At 63.9% G+C, this 17,539-nt stretch carries 17 protein-coding genes and 1 pseudogene; 13 read left to right on the top strand and 5 right to left on the bottom strand.

Annotation, left to right across the window (positions count from 1 at the left end):
• The first annotated feature begins 8 nt into the window (after window positions 1–8).
• Both G5V57_RS32990 and G5V57_RS32985 read left to right on the top strand, forming a co-directional pair.
• On the top strand, window positions 9–1,232 hold the full coding sequence (locus G5V57_RS32990; protein WP_165173368.1) for a glycerate kinase: 1,224 nt from the start codon (window positions 9–11) through the stop codon (window positions 1,230–1,232).
• 132 nt (window positions 1,233–1,364) lie between these two features.
• Entirely contained in the window at window positions 1,365–1,652 is a 288-nt protein-coding gene (locus G5V57_RS32985; protein ID WP_165173366.1) for a hypothetical protein, read from the top strand.
• Window positions 1,653–1,671: 19 nt separating this feature from the next.
• Here the strand turns inward: G5V57_RS32985 and aceB are convergent, their stop codons facing one another.
• The 4 genes and pseudogenes from aceB to G5V57_RS32965 form a co-directional block, all read right to left on the bottom strand.
• Window positions 1,672–3,264: a malate synthase A gene (gene aceB / locus G5V57_RS32980; protein ID WP_165173364.1), complete on the bottom strand. Its 1,593-nt coding sequence runs from the start codon at window positions 3,262–3,264 to the stop codon at window positions 1,672–1,674.
• A 3-nt stretch (window positions 3,265–3,267) separates the two neighbouring features.
• On the bottom strand, window positions 3,268–4,572 hold the full coding sequence (glcF, locus tag G5V57_RS32975; RefSeq protein ID WP_165173362.1) for a glycolate oxidase subunit GlcF: 1,305 nt from the start codon (window positions 4,570–4,572) through the stop codon (window positions 3,268–3,270).
• Window positions 4,573–5,754, bottom strand: coding sequence for an FAD-binding protein (locus G5V57_RS32970; RefSeq protein WP_165173360.1), 1,182 nt, complete (start codon window positions 5,752–5,754; stop codon window positions 4,573–4,575).
• Window positions 5,755–7,261 (bottom strand): annotated as a pseudogene (locus tag G5V57_RS32965) (FAD-linked oxidase C-terminal domain-containing protein).
• 119 nt (window positions 7,262–7,380) lie between these two features.
• Here G5V57_RS32965 and G5V57_RS32960 point away from each other — a divergent pair.
• The 10 genes from G5V57_RS32960 (at window position 7,381) to hisG (ending at window position 16,230) form a co-directional block, all read left to right on the top strand.
• Entirely contained in the window at window positions 7,381–8,145 is a 765-nt protein-coding gene (locus G5V57_RS32960; RefSeq protein WP_371744695.1) for a (Fe-S)-binding protein, read from the top strand.
• The gene (locus G5V57_RS32955; RefSeq protein WP_165173356.1) at window positions 8,145–9,563 is read left to right on the top strand and encodes a LutB/LldF family L-lactate oxidation iron-sulfur protein; all 1,419 of its coding nucleotides are present in this window, start codon (window positions 8,145–8,147) and stop codon (window positions 9,561–9,563) included. The genes G5V57_RS32960 and G5V57_RS32955 overlap by 1 nt, the downstream gene beginning before the upstream one ends.
• Window positions 9,556–10,233: a lactate utilization protein gene (locus tag G5V57_RS32950; protein ID WP_165173354.1), complete on the top strand. Its 678-nt coding sequence runs from the start codon at window positions 9,556–9,558 to the stop codon at window positions 10,231–10,233. Before G5V57_RS32955 ends, G5V57_RS32950 begins: the two co-directional genes overlap by 8 nt.
• Complete coding sequence (locus tag G5V57_RS32945) at window positions 10,233–10,784, top strand: putative glycolipid-binding domain-containing protein (RefSeq protein ID WP_165173352.1); 552 nt, start codon at window positions 10,233–10,235, stop codon at window positions 10,782–10,784. The genes G5V57_RS32950 and G5V57_RS32945 overlap by 1 nt, the downstream gene beginning before the upstream one ends.
• Window positions 10,781–11,323, top strand: a complete 543-nt coding sequence (locus G5V57_RS32940) for a hypothetical protein (protein WP_165173350.1) — start codon at window positions 10,781–10,783, stop codon at window positions 11,321–11,323. The genes G5V57_RS32945 and G5V57_RS32940 overlap by 4 nt, the downstream gene beginning before the upstream one ends.
• A 1-nt stretch (window position 11,324) precedes the next feature.
• On the top strand, window positions 11,325–11,930 hold the full coding sequence (locus G5V57_RS32935) for a hypothetical protein (RefSeq protein ID WP_165173348.1): 606 nt from the start codon (window positions 11,325–11,327) through the stop codon (window positions 11,928–11,930).
• On the top strand, window positions 11,927–12,772 hold the full coding sequence (locus G5V57_RS32930; protein WP_165173346.1) for a fumarylacetoacetate hydrolase family protein: 846 nt from the start codon (window positions 11,927–11,929) through the stop codon (window positions 12,770–12,772). The genes G5V57_RS32935 and G5V57_RS32930 overlap by 4 nt, the downstream gene beginning before the upstream one ends.
• A gap of 105 nt (window positions 12,773–12,877) precedes the next feature.
• Complete coding sequence (hisS, locus tag G5V57_RS32925) at window positions 12,878–14,362, top strand: histidine--tRNA ligase (protein WP_165173344.1); 1,485 nt, start codon at window positions 12,878–12,880, stop codon at window positions 14,360–14,362.
• 15 nt (window positions 14,363–14,377) lie between these two features.
• Window positions 14,378–15,535: an ATP phosphoribosyltransferase regulatory subunit gene (locus G5V57_RS32920; protein WP_165173342.1), complete on the top strand. Its 1,158-nt coding sequence runs from the start codon at window positions 14,378–14,380 to the stop codon at window positions 15,533–15,535.
• Entirely contained in the window at window positions 15,532–16,230 is a 699-nt protein-coding gene (gene hisG / locus G5V57_RS32915; RefSeq protein ID WP_165173340.1) for an ATP phosphoribosyltransferase, read from the top strand. The genes G5V57_RS32920 and hisG overlap by 4 nt, the downstream gene beginning before the upstream one ends.
• Here the strand turns inward: hisG and G5V57_RS32910 are convergent.
• The gene (locus G5V57_RS32910; RefSeq protein ID WP_246737458.1) at window positions 16,176–17,051 is read right to left on the bottom strand and encodes a sulfite oxidase heme-binding subunit YedZ; all 876 of its coding nucleotides are present in this window, start codon (window positions 17,049–17,051) and stop codon (window positions 16,176–16,178) included. The genes hisG and G5V57_RS32910 overlap by 55 nt on opposite strands.
• A 228-nt stretch (window positions 17,052–17,279) precedes the next feature.
• Between G5V57_RS32910 and G5V57_RS32905 the strand changes: the two genes are divergently transcribed.
• Window positions 17,280–17,501 carry a DUF1214 domain-containing protein gene (locus G5V57_RS32905; RefSeq protein WP_165174375.1) on the top strand — a complete coding sequence of 74 codons (222 nt, stop codon included), beginning with the start codon at window positions 17,280–17,282 and terminating at the stop codon, window positions 17,499–17,501.
• Window positions 17,502–17,539 lie beyond the last annotated feature (38 nt).

Genomic DNA, 17,539 nt, shown 5'->3' with positions numbered 1-17,539 from the left:
GCAGCCTCATGCTCCTGAAAGATTTGTTCTCCGCCGCCATCGCTGCCGCCGATCCGGCGCTCAGGGTGCCTCCCTTCCTGCCGAGGCCGCCCAGCGGCCGCACCCTCGTGGTCGGCGCCGGCAAGGCCAGCGCCGCCATGGCGCTCGCCGTCGAGCAGCATTGGCAAGGACCAATCTCGGGGCTCGTGATCACCCGCTATGGCCACGGCGCGCCATGCCGGAGCATTGAGATCGTCGAGGCTTCACATCCGGTGCCGGATGCCAATGGGCGCGATGCGGCGCTGCGCATGGGCGAGCTGGTCAAGGGCCTCACCGCCGACGATCTTGTCCTCTGCCTCATCTCCGGCGGGGGCTCAGCCTTGCTGGCAGCACCCGCCCCGGGGCTGACGCTCGAAGACAAGCAGAATGTGAACCGTCAGCTGCTCGCCTGCGGCGCGCCGATCTCGGAAATGAACTGCGTGCGCAAGCACCTGTCGGCGCTCAAGGGTGGGCGGCTCGCGGCGGCGGCCTGGCCGGCGCAAATCGTCTCGCTTGTGATCTCGGACGTCCCTGGAGACGATCCGGCGGTGGTCGCCTCCGGCCCTACCGTGCCCGATCCAACGACACGCGAAGAGGCGCTGGCGATCCTGCGCAAGTACAAATTCGATCTGCCTGCGCATGTTTGGGCCTTCCTGGAAACGCCGGCGGCCGAGACGCCCAAGCCCGGCGACCCGCGCTTCGCCAAGGTGCGGACGGAAATGATCGCCGCGCCGGCGCAGTCGCTGGCCGCGGCGGCGAAGCTCGCCCGCGATGCCGGCTACCGGGTGATCGATCTCGGCGACCGGATCGAAGGGGAGGCACGCGATGTGGCGTCAGCGCAGGCGGCGCAGGCCTTAGCCACCACGGGCCCGGCGGTCATCCTGTCGGGCGGGGAAACCACGGTGACCCTCAAAGGCAAGGGGCGCGGCGGGCGCAATGCCGAATTCGCCCTGGCGCTCGCCATCGCCCTCGATGGCAAGGCAAACATCTCGGCGATAGCCGGCGACACCGACGGCATTGACGGGTCGGAGGACAATGCCGGCGCCGTGGTGACGCCCGACAGCCTGGCGCGAGCCAGAGCCAAGGGGATCGAGGCCAAAGCCTTCCTCGCCAACAATGACGCCTATGGCTTTTTTGACGCGCTCGGCGATCTCGTCGTGACCGGGCCGACACGGACCAATGTCAACGACTTCCGGGCGATCCTGATCGACTGATTATTCCGGTTCACTTGCGCATTTTTCTTGCAATCGTGGGCCAATCCGTGAGTTGGATAATGCTAGGATCTGGAGAGTTTTCCGATCCGGACTGACTGCGCGGTTCTCTTTGTCCACAAAGGAAACTCCCGGATGAGCGTGAAGGCCATGATCGTCGAAGCCATCCTGATGCTGGTGGAATATGTCCTTGGCACTGTAGGCTGCGTGCGGCGCACTCACCGAATGCACGGCGCATTGTCGCGGGCGCGCGACGGGCTGCAGCGGTTGATGGTGTCGAACCCCCGAAGCCGTAGCGCGACCCGGGAGTCGCGCCGCAGATTTCTCAGGACCCTCGAGATGGATCGACTCTGCGCGGCGCTTCGCCCCGGGAACGGCAAGCCCTTCGACAGTTCAACTCAGCTCAGGCGGCACCCGATATAGAAAGAATGGCACGTAAATTTTACACGATTTTCTTGTAAGCCGGCAATGTGAGGAAGGTTTCGAACTGGGCCGAGGTCGACATCTTGCGGAAGATGTCGATCGCCTCGCGGAAACGGCCTTTCTTGTAGGCATCCGCGCCGACTTCCTGGGCCACGCGCGCCATTTCCTCCTTGAGGCAATTCTCGAAGAAGGGCTTCGTCACCTTCTGGCCGCCCTCAAGCCTGGCGCCGAATTTGAGCCATTGCCAGATCTGCGAGCGCGAAATCTCGGCGGTGGCCGCGTCCTCCATGAGATTGTAGATCGGCACCGCGCCGCGCCCCCGGAGCCAGGCCTCGATATATTGCACGCCAACGCGGATATTCTCGCGGAAGCCGGCCTCGGTCTTGGTGCCCTCATGCACTTCGAGTAGGTCCTTCTGGCCGACCCGCACGTCCTCGCGCTTGGCATAGAGCTGGTTCGGCGTCGGCATCAGCGCGTCGAACACCTCGCGCGCCACCGGCACGAGATCGGGATGCGCCACCCAGGTGCCGTCATGGCCGTTTCTGGCCTCGCGCTCCTTGTCGGCGCGGACCTTCTCGAAGGCCAGTCTGTTGGCTTCCTCGTCCTTGCGGTTGGGAATTTGCGCCGCCATGCCGCCCATCGCGAAGGCCCGGCGTTTGTGACAGGTCTGGATGAGAAGCGCCGAGTAATTGGCGAGGAAGGCCTTCGACATGACCACTTGCGCGCGGTCCGGCAGCACGAAGCGCTTGTTGCTGGCGAAGGTCTTGATGAAGGAGAAGATGTAATCCCAGCGGCCGCAATTGAGGCCGACAATGTGATCACGCAGTTCGAAGAGGATCTCGTCCATCTCGAAGGCGGCCGGCAGGGTCTCGATGAGAACCGTCGCCTTGATGGTGCCGAGCGGAAGACCTAGCTCGCTCTGGGCCTGGATGAAGACGTCGTTCCACAGCCGCGCCTCGCGGTGGCTCTCCATTTTGGGCAGGTAGAAATAGGGGCCCGATTTGGCGGCGAGCGCGGTCTTGGCATTGTGGAAGAAATAGAGCCCGAAATCGAAGAGAGCGCCGGAAACCGGAGCGCCATCCACGAGCATATGCTCTTCGAGAAGGTGCCAGCCGCGCGGGCGCACGAGAAGGACGGCCGGCTTCTTGCCGAGCTTGTAGGCCTTGCCGCTCTGGGGATCGGTGTAATCGAGCTTGCCCGACCAGCGGTCCATCAGGTTGATCTGGCCCTGGATCATGTTGTCCCAGGTCGGAGAATTCGAGTCCTCGAAATCGGTCATGAAGACCTTGGCGCCGGCATTGAGCGCGTTGATCACCATCTTGCGGTCGGTCGGGCCGGTGATCTCGACACGGCGGTCCTGAAGGTCGGCCGGGATCGGGGCCACGGTCCAGGCGCCCTCGCGGATGGCTTTCGTCTCGGGGAGGAAGTCGGGCAGGGTGCCTTTGTCGAAGAGCTTCTGGCGATCGGCCCTGGCCTTGATCAGTGCACGGCGGCGGTCCTCGAAATTGCGGTGGAGCCGCATGACGAAAGCCACGGCTTCCGGGGTCAGCACCCTGTCATAGCCTGACTTGGTCTTTGCGGTGAAGGTCACGCCCTTCGGGAATTTCGCCATTAATCACTGCCCTTTAGATGATTCTTTTAAGATTTCAGGTTGGTGGCCGCCATGGGCCCAGTCGAGCAATTCCACTGTATGCAGAATCGGAATTTCCGTAGCCTGACCGATCTGGGTGATGCAACCGATATTGCCGGTGGCGATGATGTCGGGTGCGACCGATCGGATATTGGCGACCTTGCGATCGCGCAGCCGTGTTGCGATCTCGGGCTGCAGGATGTTGTAGGTGCCAGCCGAGCCGCAGCAGAGATGGCCCTCCGGCACGTCGCTCACCGCGAAGCCGGCATTTTCGAGCAGCCGGCGCGGCTCGTTTCTGATCTTCTGGCCGTGCTGCATGGAGCAGGCCGAATGATAGGCGACGCGCAAGGGCATGGGGGCCGAGACCTTGGGCAGATCGATCTCGGTCAGGAATTCGGTGATGTCGCGGGCCAGGCTTGAGACCCGCTCCGCTTTCTCCGCATATGCTGGATCGAGCCTGAGCATATGGCCGTAGTCCTTGATCGTCGTGCCGCAGCCCGATGCCGTTATGATGATGCGCTCGACCCCGGCCGCACTCCAGGCGTCGATCATCCGGCGGGCGCGGGCGCGGGCGTCGGCTTCCTTGCCCATATGATGGGTGAGGGAGCCGCAGCAGGACTCGCCGTCAGCGACCACCACCTCGATCCCCTGACGGTTCATAAGGCGGATGGCGGCGGCGTTGATGGCGGGATCGATGACGCTTTGCACGCAGCCGCGCAGGAGCGCCACCCGCATGCGCGTCTTGCCTTCCGCCGGATAGATGCCGGGCTGGCCGATGATTTCCGGCGGTGGTGTTTGGGCAGGCGCCAGCGCCAGGAGCGACGACAGCCGCTTGTCGCCCAACCTGTCGAGCAGCGGCGCCAGAGGCCGGACGAGCGACGACAGGATCAGGGCCGTCTTGAAGAGGCCCGGACGCGGCATCAGGAAAGCCAGGACATCACGCAGCAGGCGCTCGCGGAGCGGGCGCTTATAGGTCTTCTCCACATGGACGCGGGCATCGTCGATGAGATGCATGTAATGCACGCCCGAGGGACAGGTGGTCATGCAGGAGAGGCAGGAGAGGCAGCGGTCGATGTGCTTCACCGTCTCGGGTGTCGCCGCCTCGCCGCGTTCCAGCATGTTCTTGATCAGATAGATGCGGCCGCGCGGGCTGTCGAGTTCGTCGCCGAGCAGCACGTAAGTCGGGCACGTGGCGGTGCAGAAGCCGCAATGCACGCATTTGCGCAGGATCTGGTTGGCCGTCGCGATATGCGGGTCCTTGAGCTGCTCGGCCGTGAAACTGGTCTGCATCTAAATAGTTTCCTGCTGCAAGCGGCCGGGATTGAGGATACCCATCGGATCGAAGGAAGCCTTGACGCGCCGCGCCAGGGCGGCGAGCGCCGGCGCTTGTGGCTGGAAGACCGGGATCCGGCCGCGCATGGCTTCGCCGGCACGGATGAGGGTCGCGTGGCCTGAGGGGAGGGCGGCCCGAATGGCTTCGACGCAAGCATCGTTATCTGCCGGCACGGCGAGCCAGATAAGACCGCCAGCCCAGTCGTAGAACCAGCTCATGTCGATGGACTGCGCGAGCGCGGTGACGAGGCGGGCGCCGTCCGAAGGCGGCACGGACAGCCGCCAGATGCAACGATCGCCGGCGTCGCTGAGCGGATGGACGTCGCGGAGCGCGATCCACTGGGCTCGTGAGACCTCGGGAGCAAGCAGATGCGAGGCTGGCGCTGAGAGAAGCCTCGCGAGCTTGTCGCGCCGATAGGCGATGGACGGCGGCACGCCTTCGAGGCGCAGAAAGGTCTTCGGCGTGCCATCGGCAATTGCCGCGGGCAGATGCGCCGCGCCCGACACCTCGCAGGAGGATTGCATCGCGAGGCTCATGGCGTTGATGGCGTCCTGGTCGCTCAGACCCTCGAGGACCAATGTCTCCTCGCTTTCGGCCTTGGGCAAGGCCTTGAAGGTAAGGGTGGTGAGGGCCGCAAGCGTGCCATAGGAGCTCGCCATGAGCTTGGGGATATCGTAGCCGGTCACGTTCTTCACCACGCGCCCGCCGGCCTTGAAGGCCTCGCCCCGGCCCGATACGCCGGCGACGCCCAGTATATGATCGCGCGCGGCCCCCGCCTTGAGGCGCCGGGGGCCGGAAAGATTGCAGGCGAGCAGCCCGCCCAGGGTGCCGGCATGCGGGGCGCCCAAAAGCTTTGAGAGATCCGGTGGTTCGAAGGCGAATTCCTGGCCCTTTTCGTCCAGGAGCTTGCGGAGGTCGTCAAGTCTGGCACCAGCGCCCGCTGTGATCACCAATTCCTCAGGCTCATAGAGCGTGATCTCGGAGAAGCCCGAGAGATCGAGGGTGGCAGCGGTCTGCATCGGGCGGCCGAGGCCTTTCTTGGTGCCGGTACCGAGGAGATCGAGCGGCGTCTTCAGGGCGATCGCGTCCTGCACAATATCGACCAGCTCGGCTTCGCTGTTGGGCTTCAGGCTGGTCACTCAGAACCTCGGGAGATCGGCGTGCGGCAGCTTGCCGCCCTTCACCACCATGCGGCCGAGCTCGGCGCAGCGGTGCAGGACGGGAAAGACCTTGCCGGGATTGAGCAGGCCCTTGTCGTCGAAGGCGCATTTGAGCCGCTGCTGCTGGTTGAGGTCGGCCTCGGAGAACATCTCCGGCATCAGGTCGCGCTTCTCGATGCCGACACCATGCTCGCCGGTGAGGACGCCGCCCACTTTCACGCACAGCCGCAATATGTCGGCACCGAATTTCTCGGCACGTTCGAGTTCGCCGGAGGCATTCGCGTCGAACAGGATGAGAGGGTGGAGATTACCGTCACCGGCATGGAAGACATTGGCCACACGCAGACCGTAGTGGCGCGACAGATCGGCCATGCCTTGGAGGACTTCCGGAAGCCTGCGGCGCGGGGATCGTACCGTCCATGCAGATATAATCGGGCGAGATGCGGCCGACCGCCGGGAAGGCCGCCTTGCGCCCGGCCCAGAAAACGACGCGTTCCTCTTCCGATTGCGACACACGGCAGGAATTCGACCGGTTGTGCTGCGCGATGGCGACAACCCTTTCGATCAGGTGATCGATCTCGGCGGCGCAGCCGTCGAGCTCGATGATGAGCAGCGCCTCGGCCTCGAGCGGGTAGCCGGCATGGACGAATTCCTCCGCCGCATGGATGGCGGGACGGTCCATCATCTCCATGCCGCCCGGTATGATGCCGGCGGAGATGATGTCGGCCACGCATTTGCCGGCATCCTCATTGGAGGGAAATCCAATCAGCACCGCGCGCGCGGTCTCTGGTTTCTGCAGGATGCGCACGGTGACCTCGGTGACGACGCCGAGGAGGCCCTCCGAGCCTGTCATGACGCCCAGAAGATCATAGGCCTCGCTGTCGAGATGCTTGCCGCCGAGCCGGATCACCTCGCCGGTGACGAGCACCATCTCGATGCCCAGAACGTTGTTGGCGGTGAGCCCATATTTCAGGCAATGCACGCCGCCCGAATTCTCCGCGACATTGCCGCCAATGGTGCAGGCGATCTGCGAGGAGGGATCGGGCGCGTAGTAGAAGCCCTCATGCTGCACCGCCTGGGTGATGGCGAGATTGGTGACGCCCGGCTGGGTGACGACGCAGCGATTGTCGTAATCGATGTCGAGGATGCGGTTGAACTTGCCGAGCCCCAGAAGCACGCCGTCGGCCAGGGGCAAGGCACCGCCCGAGAGCGACGTGCCGGCGCCGCGCGGCACAACCTTGATGCCATGCGTATGGCAATATTTAAGGACGGCACTCACTTGCGCGGTCGTCTCGGGCAGGACAACGACCAGCGGCACTTGGCGATAGGCGGTGAGGCCGTCGGTCTCATAGGCCCGCATTTCGACGGGAGCCTCGATGACACCCTCGCCGGGCACGAATTGACGTAAAGCACTGGCAATCTCGCGCCGGCGGGCGAGGGTCGTCTTGTCGGGCAAAGGCATCGCAATCATGCTTCTTAGTCCCATACTGCGGCGCAATGCTCAATCTAATTTATCACATAAATACTTGCAGGGCGGGCGTGCCTCGCGCCATAAGACAGGCTCGGGATACACCGGATAATCCGGATAATAATGGGATGCGCCTGATGGAGCTGACCCGGCCACGCGTCGGCCTTTTCGTGACCTGCCTCGTCGATCTGTTCCGGCCGTCGGTCGGCTTCGCCACCGTCAAGCTTCTGGAGGAGGCCGGCTGCTTGGTCGAGGTTCCGGAGAGCCAGACCTGCTGCGGCCAGCCCGCCTTCAATTCGGGCGACCGCAAGGACACGGCGGACATCGCGCGCGCCGTCATCAAGGCTTTTTCGTCATATGACTATGTCGTGGCGCCGTCCGGCTCCTGCGCCGGCATGATCAAGGCGCATTATCCCGAGCTGTTCCCCAAGGGCTCGCCCGACCGCCAGGCGGCCGACGCTTTGGCCGAGAAGACCTTTGAACTCGTGTCCTTCCTGGTGCGCGTCATGAAACAGGAGAATGTCGACGCGCGTTTTGAGGGCTCGGTCACCTATCATGACTCCTGCTCGGGCTTGCGCGAGCTGGGTGTCAAAGCGGAGCCGCGCAAGCTGCTGCGCACCGTTCATGGACTCGATCTCGTCGAAATGGAGGATGCCGAGGTGTGCTGCGGCTTCGGCGGCACGTTCTGCGTGAAGTATCCGGACATTTCGAATGTCATGGTGTCGAAGAAGACGAAGAAGATCGTCGCCACAGGCGCCGATCTGCTTCTTGCCGGGGATATGGGCTGCCTCATGAACATGGCCGGCAAGCTCAAGCGCGAAGGCGCCAATCTCAAGGTGCGCCATGTCGCGGAAGTGCTGGCCGGCGACATGGCGACGCCGCCTATCGCGGAGGCCGAGTAATGGAATCCCGGGCCGCCGAGTTCACCAGCAATGTGGCGCGCGCGATCGCCGACCGCCAGTTGCAGTCGACAATGACCGAAACCGGCCCGCGCTTCGTCGAGAAGCGCGCCAAGGCCAAGGCGAGCCTGCCGGAATTCGATGCGCTGCGCGACCAGGCACGCGACATCAAGGACCATGTGCTCGCCCATCTCGATCTCTATCTCGAGCGCTACGAGGCGAAGGTCAATGACAGCGGCGGGCATGTCCATTGGGCGGAAACGGCAGAAGAAGCACGCGCCGCCATCCTCGCCATCTGCCGGAAGCTCGACGCTAGGCTTGCCACCAAGGGCAAGTCGATGATCTCGGAAGAGATCGGACTCAATCAAGCTCTCGAGCAGGCGGGCATCACCCCGGTCGAGACCGATCTCGGCGAGTATCTGATCCAGCTCCGCGGCGAGCCGCCGAGCCATATCATCGCACCTGCCGTGCATCTGACGCGCGATCAGATCGAGGCCGACTTCCGCAAGGCCCACACACATCTCGATCCCAATCGGGACCTCACCGAGATACCGACTTTGGTCGAGGAGGCGCGCACTGTCCTGCGCCAGAAATATCTCGACGCCGATGTCGGCATCACCGGCGCCAATTTCCTCATCGCCGAGACCGGCACTTCGATCATTGTCACCAATGAGGGCAATGGCGATCTGACCCAGACCTTGCCCAAGGCCCATATCGTCATCGCGTCGATCGAGAAGATCGTGCCGACGCTCGAGGATGCGACGACCATCCTGCGCGTGCTGGCGCGCTCGGCCACGGGGCAGGATTTCTCCAACTACACGACCTTCTCGACCGGGCCGCGGCGGCCCGAGGATCCGGACGGACCTCTTGAATATCACGTCGTCATCCTCGACAATGGCCGCTCGAATGTGCTCGGCACCGAATTCCAGGACATGCTGCGCTGCATACGCTGCGGCGCTTGTCTCAATCACTGTCCGGTCTATCAGGCGGTGGGCGGCCACGCCTATGGCTGGGTCTATCCAGGCCCGATCGGCTCGGTGGTGACGCCGGCCCTGATCGGCATCGAGAAGGCGAAGCATTTACCCAACGCCTCGACCTTCTGTGGACGCTGCGAGGAGGTCTGCCCGATGCGCATTCCCTTGCCGCGGCTATTGCGGCATTGGCGCGAGAAGGAGTTCGAGAAGCATCTGACGCCCGGTGCGGTGCGCTCAGGTTTGAGTGTCTGGGCCTATTTCGCCAAGCGGCCGAAGCTCTACCAATTCGGCACGCGGATCGCGGCGCGACTTCTCAATCTCATGAGCGGGCGCAAAGGCCGGTCTGCCAGCCTGCCACTGGCCCAGGGCTGGACGCGCTATCGCGACATGCCGGCGCCGCAGGGCAAAACGTTCCAGGCGATGTGGAAGGAACGGCGCCATGGATAATGCCCGCGCCCGCATCCTCTCGCGCATCAGGCGCTCGGCCGCCCAGAGCGACGAGGCCCTGCGCATCGCCTCCGTCGAGGACCGTCTCATGCATCCGCAGCGCAATCTGGTACCGGAGCGCGGCCAGGGTGATGAGGCGCATCGCATTGCCGTTTTCGTCCGGATGATGGAACAGGTCGGCGGTTCAGTGGAAATTCTCGATGACCTGAACGACGTGCCGGCTTCCGTCGCCGCCTATTTGCGCAACACCAACCGGCCGGCGGCGATCCGCCATGGCCAGGACGAGCGCCTTGCCACCTTGCCCTGGCATCGGGCCCAGACGCTCACCGTGAGCGAAGGCCGCGCGGAAGATAGCGACACCGCCTCGCTCACCCATGCTTTCGCCGGCGTTGCCGAATCTGGCACCATCGTCCAGCTCTCGGGGCCGGATAATCCGACGACGCTCAATTTCATGCCCGAGGCGCATATAGTGCTGCTCGAAGCCAAGGATCTCGTGGCGAGCTACGAGGAGGTCTGGAGCCGCTTGCGCGATGCCTATGGGCCGGGCCGGATGCCGCGCACGGTGAACATGATCTCAGGGCCTTCGCGCACCGGCGATATCGAACAGACGATCGTGCGCCCGGCGCATGGGCCGAAGGACATGCATGTCATCATCGTGAAGAGTCCCTGATGTGGAAGCCGGTGGATGAGATCACCGCGCGTTGGCGGCCCGAAGAGGGCGAAGGCCTCGAACATCTCGTGCTGCGCGCAACACCCTCCGGCTACAGTGTGCGCAGCAATGTCATAGGTCCGTCCTTCGCCGTCTCCTATGCGATCGATCTCGACAAGACCTGGCGGGTCCTTGGCTTCACAGTCGATTCCGTCGATGGCCGTATCCGTGAATATCGATCAATCGCACCGGGGCGCTGGGAGGACGGCCAAGGCAACAAGCTGCCGGTCTTCGACGGCTGCATCGACATCGATCTCTCCTTCACCTGCTTCACCAACAGCTTGCCGGTCAGGCGGACGGAGTTCGCGCAAGGCCAGGCGCGCGATTTCGCCATGCTGTGGATGCCCTCCGACACGCTTGATCCCTTTGTCGATGGCCAGCGCTACACCTGCCGGGAGCCCAGCCGGCGCTTTCGCTATGAAGCGACGGATGGCACCTTCGAAGCCGAGGTCACATTCGACGAATATGGGCTGGTGACGGACTATCCGGGCCTCTTCCGGCGCGTGCCATGAGACATCTGGCGGCCCTCATCTTTCTGTTCTGGCCGGCCGCGGCTTCGGCCTGCGTGGCGGACAATAACGAGGCGCCGCTCTTCGTCTGCGAAACCGGTTCCGCCGGCAAATATATCGAGATCTGCGCGGTGGAGACGGAGGCCGGTCAATCCTGGAGCAACGTCCAGTATCGCTTCGGCAATGACGAGAAGACCGAGCTCGTCTATTCGGCCGATGCGATGGACGGAGCTAAGAAGCTGTTCTTCTCCCATGTGCGGGGCAAGAACAGCTACACGGTCAATGTCCGCTTCAAGAACGGCGACTTTACGTATCGGGTTTACTCCGTGGCGCGCTGGGAAGGCGATGAGGCGCCGGCCGAGGCGATGGATGGCGAGGCCGGCGTCGAGGTGAAGGACAAGAAGGGCAAGCAGGTAGCGGTCATCGAATGCATCGAGCGGCCGATGATATTTCCAGAGTATCTGCGCCGCGCGCTGGCCTGCGATGCCGACAATCCCTACGGCGCAAAAGGCTGCGCCGAAGTCCCGCCGCGGGAGCGCTGACATGCCGCTGCAGAACCGCGTCGATCCCTATGGCGAGATCGTCGCCAGTCCGGCCCGAGGCGCGATGATGGGCAATCGCGGCGGCAAATTCCACCGCGACGACCGGACACTCGGCAAGAGGCGGTGGGCCACACGGCACTGGATCTGCTGCGATCTCTATTGGAAGGGTAATCATCACGAGCCGATGGGCAAGGGCTATACGTCGCTGTTCTTCCTCGACGAAGTGACGGCGCTGGCGGCCGGCCACCGGCCTTGCTTCTATTGTCGCCGCAAGGAGGCGCAGCTCTTCCTGTCGCTCGCTTCGCCCCCTCTCATGGCGGATGCGGCTGACCGCATCGTCGACACGGAGCGGCGGGGATGCAAGCCCGATATCGAGGTCGCGACTTTGCCGGACGGCGTCATGATCGATGCCGGTGAGGGCCCCTTCGCGGTCCTGGGCGAGCGGCTCCTCAAATGGTCCTTCGAGGGATATGAATTGGCCGTTCCGCGCAGGCCTGTCATGAGCGCTAAGCTTTTGACTCCGGCACTCTATGCCGGCATTCTCGCGCGCGGTTTTCAACCACGCTGGCATCCGTCAGCGAAGCTATTGGAGAAGGGGAAAATATGAAGCTGCTGCGTTATGGCGCGAAGGGCAAGGAAAAGCCGGGCCTTCTCGACAAGGAGGGCCGCATCCGCGATCTCTCCGGCACCATTGCCGACATCACCGGCGAGACGATCGGCCCGAAGAGCCTGGCACGCCTCGCCAAGATCAAGCCGGAATCGCTGCCTCTGGTGCGCGGCACGCCGCGCATCGGCGCTTGCGTCGCCAATCCGCAGAAATTCATCGCCATCGGCCTCAACTATTCCGACCATGCGGCGGAATCGAACCTGCCGGTGCCCCCCGAGCCCGTGCTCTTCACCAAGCATGTGAGCTGCATCTCAGGCCCCAATGACGATGTCACCATCCCGCCCAAGTCGAAGAAGTCGGACTGGGAAGTGGAGCTTGGCGTCATCATCGGCACGCGCGCCAAGAACATCAAGAAGAAGGACGCGCTCGCCCATGTGGCGGGCTATTGCACCATCAACGACCTCTCGGAGCGCGAATTCCAGATCGAGCGCGCCGGCCAGTGGACCAAGGGCAAGTCCTACGACACCTTCGGCCCGATCGGCCCGTGGCTCGTGACCACGGACGAAGTCAAGGACCCGCAGAAGCTCAAATTGTGGCTCGAGCTCAATGGCAAGAGGGTGCAGGACGGCTCGACCGCCACCATGGTGTTCGGCGTCGCCCATATCGTCGCCTATCTGTCGCAGTTCTTCACCCTGATGCCGGGCGACATCATCACCACCGGCACGCCCCCCGGCGTCGGCATGGGCATGAAGCCGCAGCGCTTCCTCAAGCCGGGTGACGTCATGCGGGTCGGCATCGAGGGGCTGGGCATTCAGCAGCAGAAAGTGGTCCGGGACAAGTAAGCCGGATACCCTCGCCCCCCTGGCGGGGCGGGGGCATTCCGCATGGTTGCCCAGGGCCCGGCCATCCGTTACAAGCCCGCTCGACTTACATTTGAGGGAGCGGGCATGTCCGCCAAGACCAAACAGCAGCGCCCGAAGGCGCGCGTCGCCAAGGGTTTCCGTGATATCGGACCCGACGAGGTGCGTGGCGTCAAGCGCATGATGCGGGTGATCGAGGAGGTCTACGAGGCCTATGGCTTCGAGCCCCTCGAAGTGCCCTTCATCGAATATACCGACGCGCTCGGCAAATTCCTGCCGGACCAGGACCGCCCGAATGAAGGCGTGTTCTCCTTTCAGGACGATGACGAACAGTGGCTGTCGCTACGCTATGACCTGACAGCACCCCTGGCGCGCTTTATCGCCGAGAACCAGCAGGCGCTGCCCACGCCCTATCGCGGTTATCGCCAGGGCTGGGTGTTCCGCAACGAGAAGCCGGGGCCGGGCCGGTTCCGCCAGTTCATGCAGTTCGACGCCGACACGGTGGGCTCGGCCTCGCCGTCCTCCGATGCCGAAGTCTGCATGATGATCGCCGACACGATGGAGAAGCTCGGCATCGCGCGCGGCAGCTATGTGCTGAAGGTCAATAACCGAAAGATTCTCGACGGCGTGCTCGAAAGCATCGGGGTGGCGGGGCCGGAGAACGAGGCGCGGCGCATGACGGTGCTGCGCGCCATCGACAAGCTCGACCGACTGGGCGTCGCCGGTGTGCGCGAGCTCCTGGGCAAGGGCCGCAAGGACGACTCGGGCGACTTCACCAAGGGGGCCGAGCTCGATGCGGCCGCCATCGACCGCGTCGCCGGCTTTGTCGATGCGGGAGCGGCGAGCCGGGCGGAAACGCTGAAGCGGCTCGCTGAGCTGGTCGGCGAGAGCGAGCGCGGCCGCGCCGGCGTGGCAGAGCTCGCGGAGATGTCGATGCTCTTCGCCGCGGCAGGCTATGCGGAAGACCGCATCAAGATCGATCCGGCGGTGGTGCGCGGCCTCGGCTATTACACCGGCCCCGTCTTCGAATGCGAATTGCTGATGGAAGCGCGCAATGACGAGGGCCAGCTTGTCCGCTTCGGCTCGGTCGGCGGCGGCGGGCGCTATGACGATCTCGTCGCGCGCTTCACCGGCCAGCCGGTGCCGGCCACCGGCTTCTCGATCGGCGTGTCGAGGCTCTATTCGGCGCTGACCCTTCTCGGCCGCACCGAGGAAGGCAAGACGCTGGCACCGGTCGTGGTGCTGATCATGGACCGCGAGCGCATCGGCGACTATCAGCGCATGGTGGGAAGCCTGCGGGCGGCCGGCATCCGCGCCGAGATGTATGTCGGCACTTCCGGCATGAAGGCGCAAATGAAATATGCCGACAAACGCGGCAGTCCGCTGGTCGTCATCCAGGGTGGTGACGAAAAGGCCAAGGGCGAAGTGCAGATCAAGGATCTGGCGCTCGGCGCGGAACTCGCGGGCGGCGTCGAAAATCGTGCCGACTACAAGGAAGCGCGGCTGGCGCAGTTCTCGGTGCCGGAAGCCGATCTGGTGAAGGCGGTGCGCGAGGCTCTGGCGCGGAGATGAAGAAGGCCGTCCTAGATGTCCGGTAGGTCCTCGGCCGAGCGGGTGGCACTCGCGGCGCAGAATGCCCGCATCATGGCGGTCTTCGAGGACGCGGGCTTCGATCATATCGCGCCCGACATTCTGCAGCCGGCCGACATCTTCCTCGAGCGTTCCGGCGAGGATATCCGCGCCAACTCATATGTCTTCACCGATCCGGAAGGGGCCGAAATGTGCTTGCGCCCCGATATCACGGTGCCGGCCTGCCGTTATCACCTCATGCATGCGCCGAGGCCCGACAGCGAGGCGCGCTATTGCTATTGCGGACCGGCCTTCCGCTTCACACAAGGCGGCAGGGCTCCCAGCGAATTCGGCCAGGCCGGCATCGAATGGCTGGCGGCCGGCGATGCCGAGGCCTCCGAGGCGCGGGTGCTGGCGCTGACAATTGCCGCCCTGAAGGCCGCGGGACTCAAGCGTTTCCGCGTCAAGCTTGGCGATCTCCATCTCTTCCAGGCGCTGCTCGACGGACTCGAAATGCCGAAGCGCTGGCGACTTCGTCTGATCCATCAATTCTGGCGGCCGCAGACATTTCGCGAGACGTTGGCCCGCTTCGCGGCGCGCGAAGAGCTGAGCCGCACCAGCATATCGCCCTTCGTCGATGCGGTGGTGGGCAAGGATGCCGGCGAGACCAGGCACTGGGTCGACAGCGAACTCGAGCGCAAAGCCATAAGCCCGGTGGGGGGCCGTTCGGCGGAAGAGATTGCCGCGCGGCTGACCGACAAGGCGGCCGACCGCTCCGCGCATCCGCTCGCTCCTGAAGCTGTTCATGCGATCAACGCTTATCTCGCGATCGAGGGCGATGCGGCATCCGCGCTCAAGCAGCTCGAAGGTGTGGCGAAGAGCCGGTCCTATCGTGATGCGCTGGAACGCTATCGCCGCCGCATCGAGGCGATGCGTGGAGAGGGCTTGCGGCCTGAGGATTTCTTCTTCGCCGCGCCCTTCGGACGTAATCTCGAATATTATACAGGCTTCGTTTTTCAGATCGAGGCGGATGCGGCGCTGGGCCCGCTGCAGGTCGCCGGTGGCGGACGCTATGACGATCTTCTGTCCGATATCGGCTCACCGGTACCGGTTTCGGCTGTCGGCTGCGCCATCGGGACGGAGCAGCTTCTGGCGGCAGTGGGAGGCCGGTCATGACGGCGCTTGTTCTCGGCATTCCCTCCAAGGGCCGCCTGATGGAAGCGACCGAAGCGCTCCTCGGCAAGGCGGGCTTCGCCTTGACGCGCAAGGGATCGGACCGGCTCTATCGCGGCCGTCTCGGTGGCATCGAAGGCATCGATGTCGCCTTCCTGTCAGCCTCGGAGATCGCGACCTCGCTCAAGGAGGGCAAGATCGATCTCGGCGTCACCGGCGAGGATCTGCTGCGCGAGACGCTGAGGCCTGATGACGAGCGTATCGGCGTCCTCGAAAGGCTGGACTTCGGTTTCGCCAATGTCGTGGTGGCAGTGCCGGAGGCCTGGCTCGACGTCGCCCGCATGAGCGACCTCGATGAAGTCTCGGAGAGCTTCTACAAGCGCCATGGCCGGCGCCTGCGCGTCGCCACCAAATATCTCAATCTGACGCGCCGTTTCTTTTCCGCCAAAGGCGTCACAGGCTATCGCATCGTGGAAAGCCTTGGGGCTACCGAGGGCGCGCCAGCGGCGGGGACCGCTGAAGCGATCGTCGACATCACCACCACGGGGTCGACGCTCGCCGCCAACCATCTCAAGATCCTCGATGACGGCGTGATCCTCGAATCTCGGGCCGTGCTGGCGCTGCAGACGCGGCTCGAGGACGATCAGCGCGTCGCGGCGTTGCGGGCGGGATTGAGGCGGGCGTTGGCCAAGCCATAGGCCTGTTTGAGCCAGGGCAGGAGCGCCACGGCCAGACCCACGATCAGCACTATCCAGGCGGGACGCAGGCCATAGGCGAAAGCCAGATTGGCCTTGAGGACCCGCAAGGGGCCGACGCCGGTCGCGAGCCCGTACCATGAGAATTCCACCGCGGCGGTCAGGAGGGCTGCTGCAACGGCGGAGCCCGCCAGGACCAGCGGGGTCAGGGGCCGGCGCTGCTTGATCGCCACGCGATAGATCATCAGTAGCAGGAAGAAGCCCGTCCACAGCACCGGCTGGCTGACGTCGATCTTGGACTGGATGAAATAGTGCAGAAGCGCCAGCACGGCTAGGCCATAGACGATGAGATGCAGCCTCTTCCAGTTGCGGCCGAGCTTGCGCACCGCCCAGTCGGTCGAGGTCGCGGCGAGGAGGCTCAAGCCCAGGAGTGTCGTGAAGCCGATGGTGAGATAGATGCGCTTGACGATCTCCGAAGCGACGAAAACGAGATCGAATTTCTCGTTCACGACATATAGGCAAAGATGCGCCAATGCGTAAGCGAAGGTGGTGACGCCCAGCATGCGGCGGATGAGGGCGAGCTTGGGCCAGCCCAGGATGCGCTGTAGCGGTGTCAGAGCCAAAGTGATGACCAGGAAGCGTATGGTCCAGTCGCCGATGCGGTGCAGCGCTTCCTTGTAGGGCAGCGGGCCCAGATCGTTCCGGCTGAGCTCGATCGCATAATATATGGCCGGAAGGAGAACCAGGATCAGTACCGCCGATTTGAGCGCGGAAAAGCGTCCGCTGCGGTCGGTCCAGGGGCTTATGAGGGTTCGATATTGCATCACAGCAGTCTATACGCCAACCGGATGGCCCGCGTTTCAGCCATCTTTCACGATTTTGCGAGTATTTCAAACGCTGGCTTCTATTGCCCGGTGCGACGCGGGCGGCGACGAAGCGAGGTCACCCAGGCGTTCCATGCTTCCGGTCTGTTCTCGGCTTCTGGCTCAGACGAATAAAATAGGCCCTTGGTCCAACTATAGCTCAATATACCAGGGCGCTAGTCTAGCAACCTGAACTGTTCTTCTACAGGAGATGCCATAGTTCCGTCGCCCAGAGCCCGCAGCACGCTCACGTTCCACGTGCAGGCCGACGCGCCGCCGGTGGTGATACAGACGAATTGGCTGCCGGCACCCAAAGACGTCGATTTCTCGCTCTATTTGCGCGCCTATTGGTCCATGACGGCGATCACCGGCGGTTCATGGACGCCGCCGCCGGTCGAGGAGGTGGTCTGACCCAGCGAGAAGGCATGACAATCAAGGTAGGAGGCCAA

Source organism: Nordella sp. HKS 07, assembly GCF_011046735.1.
Classification (GTDB): Bacteria; Pseudomonadota; Alphaproteobacteria; order Rhizobiales; family Aestuariivirgaceae; genus Taklimakanibacter.
Note: the sequence above shows the minus strand (reverse complement) of the source record. Positions and strands in the feature narration are given on the sequence as shown.

Coding starts and splice junctions, on each gene's coding strand:
- G5V57_RS32990 (WP_165173368.1), top strand. CDS start 9: ATGCTCCTGAAAGATTTGTTCTCCGCCGCCATCGCTGCCGCCGATCCG.
- G5V57_RS32930 (WP_165173346.1), top strand. CDS start 11,927: ATGAAGCTGCTGCGTTATGGCGCGAAGGGCAAGGAAAAGCCGGGCCTT.
- hisG (WP_165173340.1), top strand. CDS start 15,532: ATGACGGCGCTTGTTCTCGGCATTCCCTCCAAGGGCCGCCTGATGGAA.
- G5V57_RS32910 (WP_246737458.1), bottom strand. CDS start 17,051: ATGCAATATCGAACCCTCATAAGCCCCTGGACCGACCGCAGCGGACGC.
- G5V57_RS32985 (WP_165173366.1), top strand. CDS start 1,365: ATGAGCGTGAAGGCCATGATCGTCGAAGCCATCCTGATGCTGGTGGAA.
- G5V57_RS32935 (WP_165173348.1), top strand. CDS start 11,325: ATGCCGCTGCAGAACCGCGTCGATCCCTATGGCGAGATCGTCGCCAGT.
- G5V57_RS32960 (WP_371744695.1), top strand. CDS start 7,381: ATGGAGCTGACCCGGCCACGCGTCGGCCTTTTCGTGACCTGCCTCGTC.
- glcF (WP_165173362.1), bottom strand. CDS start 4,572: ATGCAGACCAGTTTCACGGCCGAGCAGCTCAAGGACCCGCATATCGCG.
- aceB (WP_165173364.1), bottom strand. CDS start 3,264: ATGGCGAAATTCCCGAAGGGCGTGACCTTCACCGCAAAGACCAAGTCA.
- G5V57_RS32955 (WP_165173356.1), top strand. CDS start 8,145: ATGGAATCCCGGGCCGCCGAGTTCACCAGCAATGTGGCGCGCGCGATC.
- hisS (WP_165173344.1), top strand. CDS start 12,878: ATGTCCGCCAAGACCAAACAGCAGCGCCCGAAGGCGCGCGTCGCCAAG.
- G5V57_RS32945 (WP_165173352.1), top strand. CDS start 10,233: ATGTGGAAGCCGGTGGATGAGATCACCGCGCGTTGGCGGCCCGAAGAG.
- G5V57_RS32940 (WP_165173350.1), top strand. CDS start 10,781: ATGAGACATCTGGCGGCCCTCATCTTTCTGTTCTGGCCGGCCGCGGCT.
- G5V57_RS32920 (WP_165173342.1), top strand. CDS start 14,378: ATGTCCGGTAGGTCCTCGGCCGAGCGGGTGGCACTCGCGGCGCAGAAT.
- G5V57_RS32950 (WP_165173354.1), top strand. CDS start 9,556: ATGGATAATGCCCGCGCCCGCATCCTCTCGCGCATCAGGCGCTCGGCC.